This is a genomic window from Streptomyces phaeochromogenes (assembly GCF_001418655.1).
Classification (GTDB): Bacteria; Actinomycetota; Actinomycetes; order Streptomycetales; family Streptomycetaceae; genus Streptomyces; species Streptomyces phaeochromogenes.
The window spans coordinates 1-13,176 of sequence record NZ_LIQZ01000377.1 but is presented as its reverse complement, the minus strand read 5'-3'; the positions used below and the strand labels follow the sequence as shown (position 1 = coordinate 13,176).

Here is a 13,176-nt window from a genome sequence, read left to right as displayed (position 1 = left end):
AGCAGGAGTTCGGGCTCACGGACGAGGGCGCGGGCCAGCGAGACGCGCTGGGCTTGACCACCGGAGAGCGTCTTGGGCCAGACGGTGGCGCGCTCGGCGATACCGACCTCGTCCAGCGCCTTGTCGGCCAGCGCCCGGTCGGGCCGGCCGGGCAGCCCGAGTACGACATTGCGCCACACCTTCAGCCAGGGCAGCAGCCGCGGCGACTGGAACGCGGCGCTGCGCCGGGCGGGCACGGTCACCTCGCCGCCGATCTCGTCGTCGAGCCCGGCCAGGATGCGCAGCAGGGTCGACTTGCCGCAGCCGCTGTGGCCGAGCAGTGCCACGAACTCGCCCTCACGGATGTCGAGATCGAGCTCGTGCAGCACGGTGTTGCCGTCGAAGGCGCGGGACAGCCCCCGGATCTCGACGCTGTTCGCCACTGCCGTAGCGGTCGCCGGCGCGGGCTGGGACTTCAGGGTGTTCACGGTGTTCGCGGTCATGGTCACGCCTCGCCTTCGAAGGAGGCACGCCAGCTCAACAGGCGGCGCGAGAGGACCCGTACGGCGAAGTCGCAGGCCAGGCCGAGCAGCGCGTACACGGCGAGGCACAGCACGATGACGTCCGTACGGAAGTACTGCTGGGCGTTGCTCATCAGATAGCCGAGGCCTGCGTCGGCGTTGATCTGCTCGGCGAAGACGAGGGCGAGCCAGGCGGTGGAGAGGGCGTACCGGAGTCCCACGAGGGCACCGGGCAGCGCGCTCGGCAGGATGACGTACTTGATGAGTCCGAACCTGCCGAGCCCCATCATCCGTGCGGCCTCGACGAGTTGGGCGTCGGTGGAGCGGATGCCGCCGTAGATGTTGAAGTACAGCGGGTAGGTCACACCGAGCGCCACGAGCGCGATCTTTGGGGTCTCCTCGATGCCGAACCAGACGATGAACAGCGGGATCAGACCGACCCACGGGATCGCCCGGAACATGCCCATCGAGGAGTCGATGACGTCCTCCCCGAGCCGGAACAGCCCGGCGAGCAGGGACAGCGACAGCGCGACCGTCCCTCCGATGAGGAACCCGGTCGCCGCCCGGCGCCCGGACGCGGCGATGGCGTCGGGCAGTTCGCCGGTCTTCGTCAGCTCGACGGCCTGGCGTACGACGTCCACGGGCGAGGCGAGCACGGACTCCGGGAGCACACCGGTGGCGGAGCCGAGGAACCACAGGAGGACCAGCCCGACCGGTCCGGCGGCACGGCGTACGGAACGGGGGACGGACAGGCGGCGGCGGGGGAGATGCGCCGTACCGCGGATGGTGACGCGGGCGGGTGAGGGCTCGGCGGGCGGTTCGGGCTTCTCCAGTACGGGGGCTGTCACCCCGATCTGTTTCGTCGGCATGGCGGTCTTCCTCTCGGGACGGCCGAAGGCGGTTCGGGACTGCTCGGTGCGGATCAGGACGGCAGGGGCCCGGTCGCGGCGGGGCGGGCGGGATCGGCGGACCAGGCCGACCAGGAGCCGGGGAAGAGCGTCGCGTCGAACCCGGCGATCGCGAGGGCGGCGATCTGGTGGGCCGCGGTGACACCGGACCCGCAGTACACGCCGATCACGGCTGCTTCACCGGCACCGCGGTCCTCGAACCGCTTGCGCAGCTCCTCGGGCGGCAGGAACGTCCCGTCGGCCGCGAGGTTCTCGCCGGTCGGGGCGGAGACCGCGCCCGGGATATGGCCCGCGCGAGGGTCGACCGGCTCCTGCTCACCGCGATAGCGCTCCCCGGCGCGGGCGTCCAACAGCAGCCCTGTGACGGCCAGTTGAGCTGCCCCGTCCGCGTCCGTCACCGGCAGTCCGCCCGGCCGGAGGACGACGTCACCCGGCTCCGGCGCGTCCGGACCAGGTGTCTCCGTATCCGGCTTTGTCGCACCCGGACTCGACTCCAACGGCAGCCCCGCCGCCCGCCACGCGCCCAACGCCCCGTCCAGCAGGGTCACGTCCGGGACTCCGGCCCAGCGCAGCAGCCACCAGGCGCGGGCGGCGGCCGTGTTGCCCAGGTCGTCGTACACGACGACCGGCCGCCCCTCGCTGAGGCCCCAACTCCGCGCCGACGCCTGCAGATCCGCGAGGTCCGGCAGCGGATGACGGCCGCCCTCCGGGCTCGGCGGACCGGCCAGTTCGCGGTCCAGGTCGACGTACACCGCCCCCGGGATGTGGCCGGCCTCGTAGTGGTCCCGGCCGTGCGGGTCGCCCAGCGCCCAGCGCACATCGAGCAGGACGGGGGGCTGCCCGGAGTCGAGCAGTTCGCGCAGTTCCTCGACCGTCGTCGTCACCCGGGCGCTCATGCGAGGCCCTCCGCGATCGCGGGCAGCTCGGGGGGAGAGGCGGAGCCGTTCCAGGAAGAGCACGACCGTGGCGGCGGCGGTGCGGTGCAGCGCGTCGTTGAGCACGTCGTGCCGGCCGCCGTTGAAGGTCACGGTCCGTACGTCGGGGTGCCCCTCGTAGGCGCTGAGCGCGTCGGCGAGTGGACTGACCGTGTCCTCGGCGCCGTGCAGGGCCAGCACCGGAACCCGTACGAGGTCCAGGCTCGGCTCCGGCAGGTCCGGGGCCGTGTCCAGTGCCCCGCGCCGGAAACCCGGGTCGTTCGTGAGGCGTGCCTGGTGGGTCGGGCAGGCGGTGCGTGCCTCGACCTCGGCCTCCCAACTCCCGGACGCCCAGGGGGCGGTGGGCAGACCGGCCAGGATCAGCGCGTCGATCCCCGGGGTCTGCTCGGCGGCGAGCCGAGCGGCGTACAGCGCACCCGTGTCCGAGCCGACCAGCACCTTCGGACCGGGCAGCGACTCGTCGGCGAGGAGCTTGGCCGCCTCGTCGAGCACGGACGGATCGGCGACCGGGTCACCGAGGGCACGTACGCGATAGGCGTCGAAGGCGAGACGGCGGCCGAACCGCTCGTACACGCCACCGTGCTCGCCCCGGCCGGCCAGCACGATCAGCGTGCCCCGGGCGGCGAGACCTTTGGGCTCGTCCCAGGAGGCGGACGGTGGGGTGGCCCGCGAGGCGGACAGCGAGGAGGGCATGAGGAAGCAACTCCCTTGTTCAGGGCAGGGGGAAAGGAGGACCGCAGGAGCGAAGGGGGAGGCGCGGCAGCCTGCCGACACGTGTCAGGACAGGGGAGACACGATCAGTGGGGGCCGAGCGGGAACGCCGGTGACCGCCGGGGAATCAACGACAGCGCGCGCTGCACGCCACGCCGAAGTCAATGACTCGGCGCTGCGTCAGAAGGGCAGCGGAAGCGGTCGTGGGAACCATGGGTTCATCATGACCGGCCGGGGCGGATTCCGTCCAACGACGATTCCGCATCGAAATCGATCAGGGATCGCGATCGATGAGGGCGACGGGCTACGGTCGCGGTATGCCCCAACCTGTCCTGGACATCGTGGCCCTGCGCAGCCTGACCGCGATAGCCGACTGCGGCGGTTTCCACCGCGCCGCCAACTCCCTGGCCCTCAGCCAGTCCGCGGTCAGCCAGCATGTGCGCAGGCTGGAGAAGACGCTGGGGAGCCGGGTCGTCGAACGCGAGGGCCGGGGCACCAGGTTCACCCCGGAGGGGCGGCTCCTCGTGGAGCAGGCCCGTCGCATCCTCGCCGTCCACGACGAGGCCGTGCGGGTGCTGCTCGACACCGAGGGCGACACCGTCACCATCGGGTCCACGGAGCACGCCGCCGACCAGTTCCTGCCCCGGCTGACCGCGGCCGTCCAGGAGGTGCGGCCCGGCTGCCGGGTGCGTTTTCGCATCGACCGCTCGGCACGGCTGGTCGAGGCCGTGGAGCGCGGCAGCGTGGATGTCGCGGTGTATGTGACGGAGGCGGCGGCCACCGAGGGGACTCCGGTCGGCGGCCTCCCGCTGACCTGGCACGCCACGCCCGGCTGGGCGCCGCCGCCCGCGCCGGCCCCGGTCCCGCTGGTCGCCATCGAGGACCCGTGCGCGATCCGCCGCCGGGCCATCTCGACCCTCGCCGCGCACGGAGTCGCCGCCACGGTGGTCGGCGACGCCGGCTATCTCGCGGGGGTGCTCGACGTGGCGCGCACGGGCGTGGGCGTGGCCCTCCTCGCCGCGGTCGGGCCCGCGCCGGACGGACTGAGCCCGTACGACGGACTGCCGTCGGTTACACCGATACCGATGAGCGCGCTGGCCCGGCCGGGCGCCGACCCGGAGACGGTCGCGGCGGCGTTCGAGGCCGTACGGAACCTGCTGCGCCCGGCGGGATGACTCGGCTCCCGGCGGATGACTCGGCTCTTGCGGGGGTGACTCGGCCGCCGCCGGGGGACTGGCTCTTGCCGAGGCGGCTCAGCCCTTGGCCAGCATGCGGGCCAGGACGGCGCGCTGCAGCGGGCGTACCTCGGTGTGCAGGTCGCGGCCCTTGCCGGTGAGGGCGACCCAGACCCCGCGGCGGTCCTCCTGGCAGACGCTTCGCTCCACCAGGCCCTCCTTCTCCAGGCGGCCGATGAGGCGGGAGAGCGCGCTCTGGCTCAGATGGACCCGGTCGGCGATGTTCTGCACCCGGCACTGCTCGACGGGACCCGAGCCCCTGCTCGTGGGCGAGTCGGAGTCAGGGCCCGTCGTCGTGGTCGACGCGAGAATGTCGAGCACCTCGAAGTCGCTGGCGCCCAGGCCGTGCGGATGGAGCTCGCGGTCGATCTCGCACATGGTGCGCGCGTGCACCGACAGGATGTCCCGCCACTGGTCCTCAAGCCGGGGAGCGGCCGTCTCTGCTGCCATATACGCACGGTAACAGAGAAGGCGGCCATTGTTTACCATGCAACTAGTGCAGTTGCATGGAGTTGCTCACCTTGCTACGGAGTTGCTCACCCCGCTCAGGACGCCTCCTGGATGAGACCGACGTCGTTGCCGTCCGCGTCCTTCACGGAGGCGATCAGCGTGCCGCCCCCGACGTCCTGGATGTCCTGGACGACCTCGGCGCCCGCGTCGACGAGACCGGCCAGGCTCGCCTTGATGTCGGCGACGTGCCAGTAGGGAACGGGTGCGGTCAGGCCCTTCGCGTGACCGTTGGGGTCGAGCCCGACCTCCGGCCCGCCGGGCGCCCGGAAGCCCACGTAGTACGCCTCGTCCACGTACGGCTCCACGCCCAGCAGCGAGCCGAACAGGGCCTTGGCGCGGGCGAGGTCCTTGACGGGATAGGTGATGGTCCTGAGGCCTTCGGACATGACGGGCTCCTCCGCTGTCGTGATTTCCACCGGCGGTCGTCACCGGTTCGGACCGGTTTCTCGCCGGTGGAATCACGCTATGGCCGAGGGGTGGGAGCACGCTTCTCCGTTCCTGACCGGTCGCCCCGGGGGTGCGGATCGTCAGCCGGTGAAGATCTCCACGACCGACCAGACGGCGAGCCCCAGCATGCACAGCCCGCCGATCCGCTGCACGGTCTTCAGCGGTACGCGCTTGGCGATGAACCGCCCGGCGAGCAGCGCGAGCGCGGAGACCGACATGAGGGCGGCGGCGGAACCGACGGCCACGGACGCGACGCCGTTGGTGGCCGCGAGATTGGCGGTCGTGATCTGCGTCAGATCGCCCCACTCGCTGATGAAGACGGCCATGAAGGCGGTCGTGTAGACGGGCCAGAAGCCGGTGACGGTCCGGCCTCCGGCGTCGTCCTCGTCGTCGTCCCCTCCACTGCGCAGCAGCATGAAGGCGCCGAATGCGAAGAGGACGGCCGAGACCGTCTTGACGGTCCAGTCGGGCAGCAGACCGATGAGGCTTCCGGCACCGACGGCGATTGCGACGTGCACGATGAACGCGGTGGACGTACCGAACCACACGTACAGCGGTCGCATACGGGTGCCCATGGCCAGCGACGCGAACATCGTCTTGTCCGGCAGCTCGGCGAGGAAGATCAGCCCGAAGGCGGTGAGGATCGCCAGAGGGTCGAGATGCATTCCGGGTGGCTTTCTGTAGGGACCGGGCCCCCGGATCTTCGCGAAGCGCCCTCGACCGGGGCGACGGGAGAACCGATCGGCCCGGCATGACGGGTGCGCCGCGAGGACTCGCGGGCACATCGATGCCTGGCCGAAGGTCTCGTCCACCCGTGTGATCACACAGGCCCGGCCACCGGGAACCCGAGGGCTCCAGTGTGTCGACGACCGGTTCGCAGGACTACTCCCCTCCGCAGTCACTCAGTGTACAGGACACCCATACGGGCCTCGCATGAGAGTGCGGGCCGGGGGTATGCGAAGAACACTTGACGCGGACGGGCAAGGGATGGTCCAGCCCGCGACTCACGAGCGGAACCCTCATGAACGGCTCACTTCACGAAGCGACACCCTCGGACGACTCGTCCGATGTGATCCTGCGGGCGCTGAGCGTCCTGGCCCACAACGGCCTGGACGGCGACGCGCGGACCCGGCTGGCCGGCACCGAGGTGCTGGTGCCGGCCCCGGACACGGAGACGCGGAAACTGACTCTGCCGGTCATCGGCCGGGCCGTCCTCGTCTTTACGTCCGAGGAGCGCATGGCGCAGGCCCTGCCGGACGTCCAGTGCTACCACCTCGTACCCCTGGGCATGATCGCGGCCCACTGGCCCGGGCGCGGCCTGACGCTCACCATCGACCCGGGTTCGCCCGAGGCCGTGACGCTGTCGGTGGAGGGTGTGCACCTGCTGCTGGGCCCCACCCCTCAAAGCCGCGTGAAGCGCCGGAAAGCCGCGTGAAGCGCCGGAAAGCCGCGTGAAGCGCCGGTCTCAGGTGGACTGACGCTTCACCAGTTCCGTCGGCAGGATCACCGCCGCCGGATCCTCCCCGCCGATCTGGGCGAGCAGCACCCGCACCATCTCGGCGCTGATCCGGTCGTAGGGCTGCCGGATGGTCGTCAGCTGGGGGCGGGCGGCCAGGGCGGCCGAGGAGTCGTCGAAGCCGCCCACCGAGACGTCCTCCGGGACGCGGCGACCGGCCCGTTCCAGTGAGGTGAGTACGCCCTGGGCCATCAGGTCGGACGCGACGAACACGGCGTCCACGTCCGGGCACTGGGCCAGGAGCCGTTCCGCACCCGCCTCGCCGCTGGCCCGGCTGTAGTCACCGGAGACGACGAGCCGCTCGTCGAAGTCGATGCCCGACTCGCTGAGCACCTCCCGGTAGCCCGCGAGCCGCTCCACACCGCCAGGCGTGTCCAGGGGACCGGTCACCACGCCGATACGCCGACGGCCGAGCGACACCAGATGGCGCACCATGTCACGGGCGCCGTCCCGGTCGTCCGCGGCCACGTAACTCACCTTGGAGCCGACGCCGATGGGCTTGCCGCACATCACCAGCGGCACCCCCGCCTCGCGCAACTGCTCGGCGACGGGATCACCGGAGTGGCTGGAGACCAGCAGGACGCCGTCGACATGACCCGCCGTGATGTACCGGGTGATACGGCGCCGCTCGTCCTCCGTGCCCGCCAGCATCAGCAGCAGCGGGATGTCGTGCGCCGCCAGTGCCTGCGTACAACCCCGCAGCAGGACGTTGAAGTTGGGGTCCTCGAAGAACCTCTCCTGCGGCTCGGTGAGCAGGAAGCCGATCGAGTCCGAGCGTCCGGTGATCAGTGAGCGGGCGTGCCGGTTGACGACGTAACCCGTCCTGCGGATGGCGGCGTTGACCGCCTCCTGGGCCGTGGGACTCACGTAGTGCCCGCCGTTGAGCACGCGCGAGACGGTCCCTCGTGAGACTCCCGCCTCGCGCGCGACATCGTGAATCGTCGGCGGTTTGCGCCGGCCCCCCGATTGGCTCATGGTCACGACTTTACGGCTCCCGACAGCAGATCGAGGCTCCAGAACCGCTGGATGACCAGGAACAGAGCGATGAGCGGAATAACCGCGAGCAGCGCGCCGGTGATCACCAGTGTGTAGAGGGCCGGGGTGTTGGATCCCTGTTCGAGCAGGGTGAACAGACCGAGGGTGATCGGGAACTTCTCGTCGTCGCTGAGCATGATGTACGGCAGCAGGAAGTTGTTCCACACGGCCACGAACTGGAAGAGGAACACCGTCACCAGTCCGGGCACCATCATCGGCAGCGCGATCCGGGTGAAGATCCGCAGCTCGCTCGCCCCGTCCATCCGCCCCGCCTCGACGACATCGCCCGGCACGGCCGCGGCGGCGTAGATCCGCGCGAGATACACGCCGTACGGCGACAGGATCAGCGGCAGCAGGACGGACGCGTACGAGTCGGTGAGGTCGGCCTTGGCCATGAGCAGATACTGCGGGATCGCGAGGATCACCGGCGGCATCAGCACGCCCGCCATCAGGATGTTGAAGATGGTCTCGCGGCCCCGGAACCGGTAGATCGCGAGGGCGTAGCCGCTGAACGCGGAGACGACGGTGGACAGGAGGGCGCCCAGGCCCGCGTAGAGGGCGGAGTTGCCCATCCACTTCCAGTACAGGCCGTCGCGGTAGGCGCTGAGGTCGGTCACGTTGTCGGCGAAGCCCGTGCCCGGCAGGAACGTGAACGTCGAGAACAGTTCGCTGCCCGACTTGGTCGACGCGATGACCACCCACGCCACCGGCAGCAGACAGTAGATCGCGCCGATCAGCAGCGTCACCGTCGGGACGAAGGCGATCCGGCGGCGCAGCGGCGGCCCCTGGGCGGTGCCGGGCGTCGTGCCGGCGGCCGGGGACGCCTTGCGGACGGCAAGAGAACTCACTGTGCTGCCTCCTGCTTGTTACGGGAGTTCGCGGCCCGCAGGAAGCCGAAGGACAGGACCAACGTGACGAAGGCGATGATCACCGCGGTCGCCGCCGCCGAGTAGATGTCACCCTTGCCGAAGGCGTCCTGGTACACCTTCATCAGCGGACTCCAGGTCGTGGACACGGAGTTGGTCAGGGGCTTGAGCGTGGTCGGCTCGCTGAACACCTGGAGCGTCGCGATGATCGAGAAGAAGAAGGTCAGCACCAGCGAGGGCGCCACCATCGGGATCTTGATCCTGATCGCGATCTGCAGCGGGGTGGCGCCGTCCAGCTTCGCAGCCTCGTACACCTCGGCAGGGATGGACTGCAGCGCGGTGTAGATGACGATCATGTTGAAGCCGGTGCCGCCCCACACCGCGATGTTGGACAGCGCGAAATACAGCGGCCCGCCGTCCAGCAGATCCGGCTGCGGCATCCCCAGCTTGTCGAGGACGAAGTAGAAGGGGCTGACGTCCGGCAGATACAGAAAGCCCCACAGCATCGCCGCGACGACACCCGGAATGGCGTACGGGAGGAAGATCGCTAGCCGGGTGACCGGCGCGAGGCGGACCCGGTCGGTGTCGAGCATCAGCGCGAAGAGCAGCGCGAGCCCGAGCATCACCGGCACCACGATGGCGCCGTAGCCGAGCACGCGCACCGCTCCGTCGAGCAGTTGGGAGTCGGTGAGGGAGTCGGTGTAGTTCTCCAGGCCCGCCCAGACCTCTTTGCGGGCGCCCGCGCCCAGGCCGAGGCCCTTGACCTGGACCTTGTGCAGGCTGAGCCACACCGCGTAGCCGATGGGCAGCGCGAAGAAGAGGGCGAACAGGATCGTCGCGGGGAGGAGGAAGGCATACGGGGCCCCCTTGACCCCGTACGACTTCCGGCGTGCGCTCGTCACTCCGCGACCTCGAAGCCCTGCTTCTTGAGGTCGGCGACGGTCTCGCCCTGCATCGTCTTCAGGGCGGCGCCGAAGTCCGACTTGTTCTTGGCGGCGGAACCGAACGCGTCGTTGAACGTGGTGTACGCGACGTTCACGTTCGGGCCCCACGCGGAGGGAGCCGTGGTCTTCGCGATGTCGGCGGCCTGGGTGTAGAAGTCCTTCTGGTTGGAGAAGAAGGCCGGCGGCTCGGTGAACGCGTCACTGGTCTGCGCCGTCGTGGCGGCCGGGTAGATGCCGCCTTCCTTCGCGAGCGCGGTGAGCGCCGCCGGGTCCGTGTTCAGCCAGGCGGCGAACTTCGCGGCGGCCGACTTGTGCTTGGAGTCCGTGGTGACGGCCGTGGACGAACCGCCCCAGCTCCCCGTGACGCTTTCACCCTGCGACCACTGCGGCAGCGGAGCCATCGCCCACTTGCCCTTGGTGTCGGGCGCGGCGGTGGTCAGGGTGCCGGGCGCCCAGACCGCGCTGACCCAGGCGATCTGCTTGCCGGTGTTGAGCGCCTTGTTCCAGGCCGGGGTGTACATCGGCTGGTTGTCGATCGCGCCCTCCTTGACGAGGCCGCCCCAGAAGTCGGCGACCTTCTGCGTCGCCGCGTCGTCGATGCCGACCTTCCACTTCTGGCCCTCTGTCGTCCACCACTTGGCACCCGCCTGTTGGGCGAGACCGGCGAAGAGACCGGAGTCGTTGGCGGAGAAGGTGGTCAGGTCCGTCTCCGGCGACTTCTTCTTCAGTGCGCGGGCCGTCTCGGCGAACTGGTCCCAGGTCCCCGGGACTTCGAGGCCGTACTTCTTGAACAGGTCCTGGCGGTAGTAGAACATCATCGGCCCGGAGTCCTGCGGGATCGCGTACACCGCGTCCGAGCCCAGTGTGGTCTGCTGCCAGACGCCGTCGGCGAACTTGTCCTTCACGCCGTCGACGTCGCCGGCTATGTCGGCGAGCGCGTCATTGCTGACCAGCGTCGGCAGGGCCTGGTACTCGGCCTGGACCAGGTCCGGGGCCTTCTTGGCCTTGTGCGCGGTGAGGATCTTGGTGACCAGCGTGTCGCCGGACGCCTGCTTCTTGACCGTGACCGTGATCCGGTCCTTCTTGCCCTGGCCCTTGTTCCAGAGGTCGGCGACCTTGTCCATGCCCGGCGTCCAGGACCAGTACGTCAGCGAGACCGGCCCCGAGTCGGCCTCGCTGTCGTTGTCGTCCGAGGAGCCGCAGGCGGCAAGTGCGGTGGCGCCGAGCGTGACAGCGACCGAGATGGTCACGAGGCGACGCAGCTTCGTGTGTGGCATGGATCTGTCTCCCTGACCGTGGTCTCCGCCTGCTGCGGAGGCCTGCCCCTTTTTCCTGTGCGGCTCGCCTCCGGGGAGTTTCAGCCCCTCCGGCTTGCCCGTGCTGCTTCTGTGAGCGTTCACAGTAGAGAAACATCCAGGACACTTGTCAATGGTTGTTGCTGTGCGGTTATGTTGGCCTTGCGCCGCTGGCGCTGTGTGTGCACGTTCCCAAATGATCGATCGACCGGGAGACAATCCATGCCGGAGACCACCCCCAAGGGCCTCTCGAGGCTCGCCTTCGGTGGGGACTACAACCCCGAGCAGTGGCCGGAAACCGTCTGGCCCGAGGACGTCCGGCTGATGCGCGAGGCCGGCGTCACGATGGTCAGCGTCGGGATCTTCTCCTGGGCCCTGCTGGAGCCCGAGCCCGGGAACCACGACTTCGGCTGGCTCGACCGAATCCTCGACCTGCTCCACGAGAACGGGATACGCGCCGACCTCGGTACGCCGACGGTGGCGCCGCCCGCCTGGTTCTACCGCGAGCACCCCGAAGCACTGCCCGTCACCGCCGACGGAACCCGCTACGAGTTCGGCTCACGCGGCGCCATCTGCCACAGCAACCCCCACTACCGCTCGGCCGCCGCGGACATCACCACCAAGCTCGCCACCCGGTACGCCGAACACCCCGCGCTCGCCATGTGGCACGTCCACAACGAATACGGCGTCCCCGTCTCGGCCTGCTACTGCGAGAGTTGCGCCGCGCACTTCCGCCGCTGGCTCGGCAGGACGTACGGCACGGTCGACGCGGTCAACGAGGCCTGGGGCACGGCCTTCTGGGGCCAGCGGTACGCGGACCTCGACCAGATCAACCCGCCCCGGTTGACCCCGACGGTCGGCAACCCGGCCCAGGCGCTCGACTACAAGCGGTTCGCCGACGACACCATGCGTGAGAACTTCGTCGCCGAGCGGGACATCCTGCACCGCCTCGCGCCCGGCATCCCCGTCACCACCAACTTCATGACCGCCCTCAGCCAGTGCGACTCCGTCGACTACTGGGCCTGGGGCCGCGAGGTCGACCTCGTCACCAACGACCACTACCTGATCACCGACGGCCGCCGTACGCACGTGAACCTCGCGATGGCCGCCGACCTCACCCGCTCCGTCGCCGGCGGCGCCCCCTGGCTGCTGCTCGAACACTCCACGTCGGGCGTCAACTGGCAGACCCGCAACCCCGCCAAGGCCCCCGGCCAGATGGCCCGCAACTCCCTCGCCCATGTGGCCCGCGGCTCCGACGGCGCGATGTTCTTCCAGTGGCGGCAGTCACGGCGCGGCGCCGAGAAGTTCCACTCGGCGATGCTGCCGCACGCGGGCACGGACTCGCGCGTGTGGCGCGAGGTCGTCGAACTCGGCGCGTCCGTCGACTCGTTGAGCACGATCCGCGGCACCCGCACCCGGGCCGACGCCGCCGTCCTGTGGGACTGGCACTCCTGGTGGGCGCAGAACCTCCAGTGGCGCCCCAGCGAGGACCACGACCCGCGCGAGCGCGCCGACGCCTTCTACGAAGCCCTCTACGACCGACACCTCACTGTCGACTTCGCCCACCCCGAAGCCGACCTGTCCGCCTATCCCCTTGTCGTCGTGCCGGCCCTCTACCTGATGACCGAGGCCGCCGGACAGAACCTCACGGAGTACGTCGAGAACGGCGGCACCCTCGTCGTCTCGTACTTCTCCGGCATCGTCGACGAACACGACGCCGTGCACGAGGGCCCGTACCCGGGCCCGCTGCGGGACGTACTCGGCCTGACCGTCGAGGAGTTCTCACCGCTCCTCGCCGGCGACCACGTCCGCATCACCGGACCCGACGGATCCGAACTCGCCGGGGACGTCTGGACCGAGTTCGTCGTGCCGCGTGGCGCCGAGACCGTGTGGACGTACGCCGACGGGCTCACCGAGGGGCATCCGGCCGTCACCCGTCACCGGCTCGGTGAGGGATCCGCCTGGTACGTGTCCACGCGGCTCGGGGCCCACGGGCTCGACGCGCTCGTCGGCTGGGCAGCCGATGACGCGCGGATCGCGCCCCGGGCCGATCTGCCTCGGGATGTCGAAGTGGTGCGGCGGGTGGGGGAGTCGGGGACGTTCCTCTTCGCGATCAACCACTCCGGCGTCGATGCGAAGGTCGCGCTCGACGCGCACGGTACTGAGCTGCTCACCGGTGAGCGGGCGGCGGGGCGGCTTGCGGTGCCGGCGGGGGCCGTACGGGTTGTACGCCTCGACGGTTGATCGGCCAATGATTTCGCCCCCGCCGCCCCT

13 protein-coding genes are annotated in these 13,176 nt (G+C 70.0%); 3 read left to right on the top strand and 10 right to left on the bottom strand.

Features of this window, described 5'->3' with window-relative positions:
* The 3 genes from AOK17_RS38905 to AOK17_RS38895 form a co-directional block, all read right to left on the bottom strand.
* Positions 1–422: ATP-binding cassette domain-containing protein (locus AOK17_RS38905; protein ID WP_157881485.1), on the bottom strand; the 422-nt coding region annotated here is incomplete at its 3' end.
* Between the two features lie 62 nt (positions 423–484).
* The gene (locus tag AOK17_RS38900; protein WP_055617337.1) at positions 485–1,369 is read right to left on the bottom strand and encodes an ABC transporter permease; all 885 of its coding nucleotides are present in this window, start codon (positions 1,367–1,369) and stop codon (positions 485–487) included.
* A gap of 53 nt (positions 1,370–1,422) precedes the next feature.
* Entirely contained in the window at positions 1,423–2,304 is an 882-nt protein-coding gene (locus tag AOK17_RS38895; protein WP_055617338.1) for a sulfurtransferase, read from the bottom strand.
* A 1,067-nt stretch (positions 2,305–3,371) separates the two neighbouring features.
* Here AOK17_RS38895 and AOK17_RS38885 point away from each other — a divergent pair.
* Positions 3,372–4,229: a LysR family transcriptional regulator gene (locus tag AOK17_RS38885; protein WP_055617336.1), complete on the top strand. Its 858-nt coding sequence runs from the start codon at positions 3,372–3,374 to the stop codon at positions 4,227–4,229.
* Positions 4,230–4,307: 78 nt separating this feature from the next.
* Here the strand turns inward: AOK17_RS38885 and AOK17_RS38880 are convergent, their stop codons facing one another.
* The 3 genes from AOK17_RS38880 to AOK17_RS38870 form a co-directional block, all read right to left on the bottom strand.
* Positions 4,308–4,739 carry a MarR family winged helix-turn-helix transcriptional regulator gene (locus tag AOK17_RS38880; protein ID WP_055617335.1) on the bottom strand — a complete coding sequence of 144 codons (432 nt, stop codon included), beginning with the start codon at positions 4,737–4,739 and terminating at the stop codon, positions 4,308–4,310.
* Between the two features lie 95 nt (positions 4,740–4,834).
* Positions 4,835–5,185, bottom strand: a complete 351-nt coding sequence (locus tag AOK17_RS38875; RefSeq protein ID WP_055617334.1) for a VOC family protein — start codon at positions 5,183–5,185, stop codon at positions 4,835–4,837.
* Between the two features lie 141 nt (positions 5,186–5,326).
* On the bottom strand, positions 5,327–5,911 hold the full coding sequence (locus AOK17_RS38870) for a TMEM165/GDT1 family protein (RefSeq protein WP_055617333.1): 585 nt from the start codon (positions 5,909–5,911) through the stop codon (positions 5,327–5,329).
* A gap of 356 nt (positions 5,912–6,267) precedes the next feature.
* Between AOK17_RS38870 and AOK17_RS38865 the strand changes: the two genes are divergently transcribed.
* Entirely contained in the window at positions 6,268–6,681 is a 414-nt protein-coding gene (locus tag AOK17_RS38865) for an SseB family protein (RefSeq protein WP_055617332.1), read from the top strand.
* Positions 6,682–6,711: 30 nt separating this feature from the next.
* Here AOK17_RS38865 and AOK17_RS38860 read toward each other — a convergent pair whose 3' ends face one another.
* Genes AOK17_RS38860 through AOK17_RS38845 form a run of 4 tightly spaced genes read right to left on the bottom strand, consistent with a single transcriptional unit; the run spans position 6,712 to position 10,884 of the window.
* A complete protein-coding gene (locus AOK17_RS38860) occupies positions 6,712–7,743 on the bottom strand; it encodes a LacI family DNA-binding transcriptional regulator (protein WP_055617331.1) in 1,032 nt (343 codons plus the stop codon).
* Entirely contained in the window at positions 7,740–8,645 is a 906-nt protein-coding gene (locus tag AOK17_RS38855; RefSeq protein WP_055617330.1) for a carbohydrate ABC transporter permease, read from the bottom strand. The genes AOK17_RS38860 and AOK17_RS38855 overlap by 4 nt, the downstream gene beginning before the upstream one ends.
* Complete coding sequence (locus tag AOK17_RS38850; protein WP_055617329.1) at positions 8,642–9,565, bottom strand: carbohydrate ABC transporter permease; 924 nt, start codon at positions 9,563–9,565, stop codon at positions 8,642–8,644. Before AOK17_RS38850 ends, AOK17_RS38855 begins: the two co-directional genes overlap by 4 nt.
* Positions 9,562–10,884 (bottom strand): ABC transporter substrate-binding protein, encoded by a 1,323-nt coding sequence (locus AOK17_RS38845; protein ID WP_055617328.1) that lies wholly within the window; start codon positions 10,882–10,884, stop codon positions 9,562–9,564. The genes AOK17_RS38850 and AOK17_RS38845 overlap by 4 nt, the downstream gene beginning before the upstream one ends.
* A gap of 240 nt (positions 10,885–11,124) precedes the next feature.
* On the opposite strand from AOK17_RS38845, the gene AOK17_RS38840 reads away from it, so the two are divergent.
* On the top strand, positions 11,125–13,146 hold the full coding sequence (locus AOK17_RS38840; RefSeq protein ID WP_055617327.1) for a beta-galactosidase: 2,022 nt from the start codon (positions 11,125–11,127) through the stop codon (positions 13,144–13,146).
* The last annotated feature ends 30 nt before the right edge of the window (positions 13,147–13,176 follow it).

Coding starts and splice junctions, on each gene's coding strand:
- AOK17_RS38885 (WP_055617336.1), top strand. CDS start 3,372: ATGCCCCAACCTGTCCTGGACATCGTGGCCCTGCGCAGCCTGACCGCG.
- AOK17_RS38875 (WP_055617334.1), bottom strand. CDS start 5,185: ATGTCCGAAGGCCTCAGGACCATCACCTATCCCGTCAAGGACCTCGCC.
- AOK17_RS38880 (WP_055617335.1), bottom strand. CDS start 4,739: ATGGCAGCAGAGACGGCCGCTCCCCGGCTTGAGGACCAGTGGCGGGAC.
- AOK17_RS38870 (WP_055617333.1), bottom strand. CDS start 5,911: ATGCATCTCGACCCTCTGGCGATCCTCACCGCCTTCGGGCTGATCTTC.
- AOK17_RS38900 (WP_055617337.1), bottom strand. CDS start 1,369: ATGCCGACGAAACAGATCGGGGTGACAGCCCCCGTACTGGAGAAGCCC.
- AOK17_RS38865 (WP_055617332.1), top strand. CDS start 6,268: ATGAACGGCTCACTTCACGAAGCGACACCCTCGGACGACTCGTCCGAT.
- AOK17_RS38840 (WP_055617327.1), top strand. CDS start 11,125: ATGCCGGAGACCACCCCCAAGGGCCTCTCGAGGCTCGCCTTCGGTGGG.
- AOK17_RS38845 (WP_055617328.1), bottom strand. CDS start 10,884: ATGCCACACACGAAGCTGCGTCGCCTCGTGACCATCTCGGTCGCTGTC.
- AOK17_RS38895 (WP_055617338.1), bottom strand. CDS start 2,304: ATGAGCGCCCGGGTGACGACGACGGTCGAGGAACTGCGCGAACTGCTC.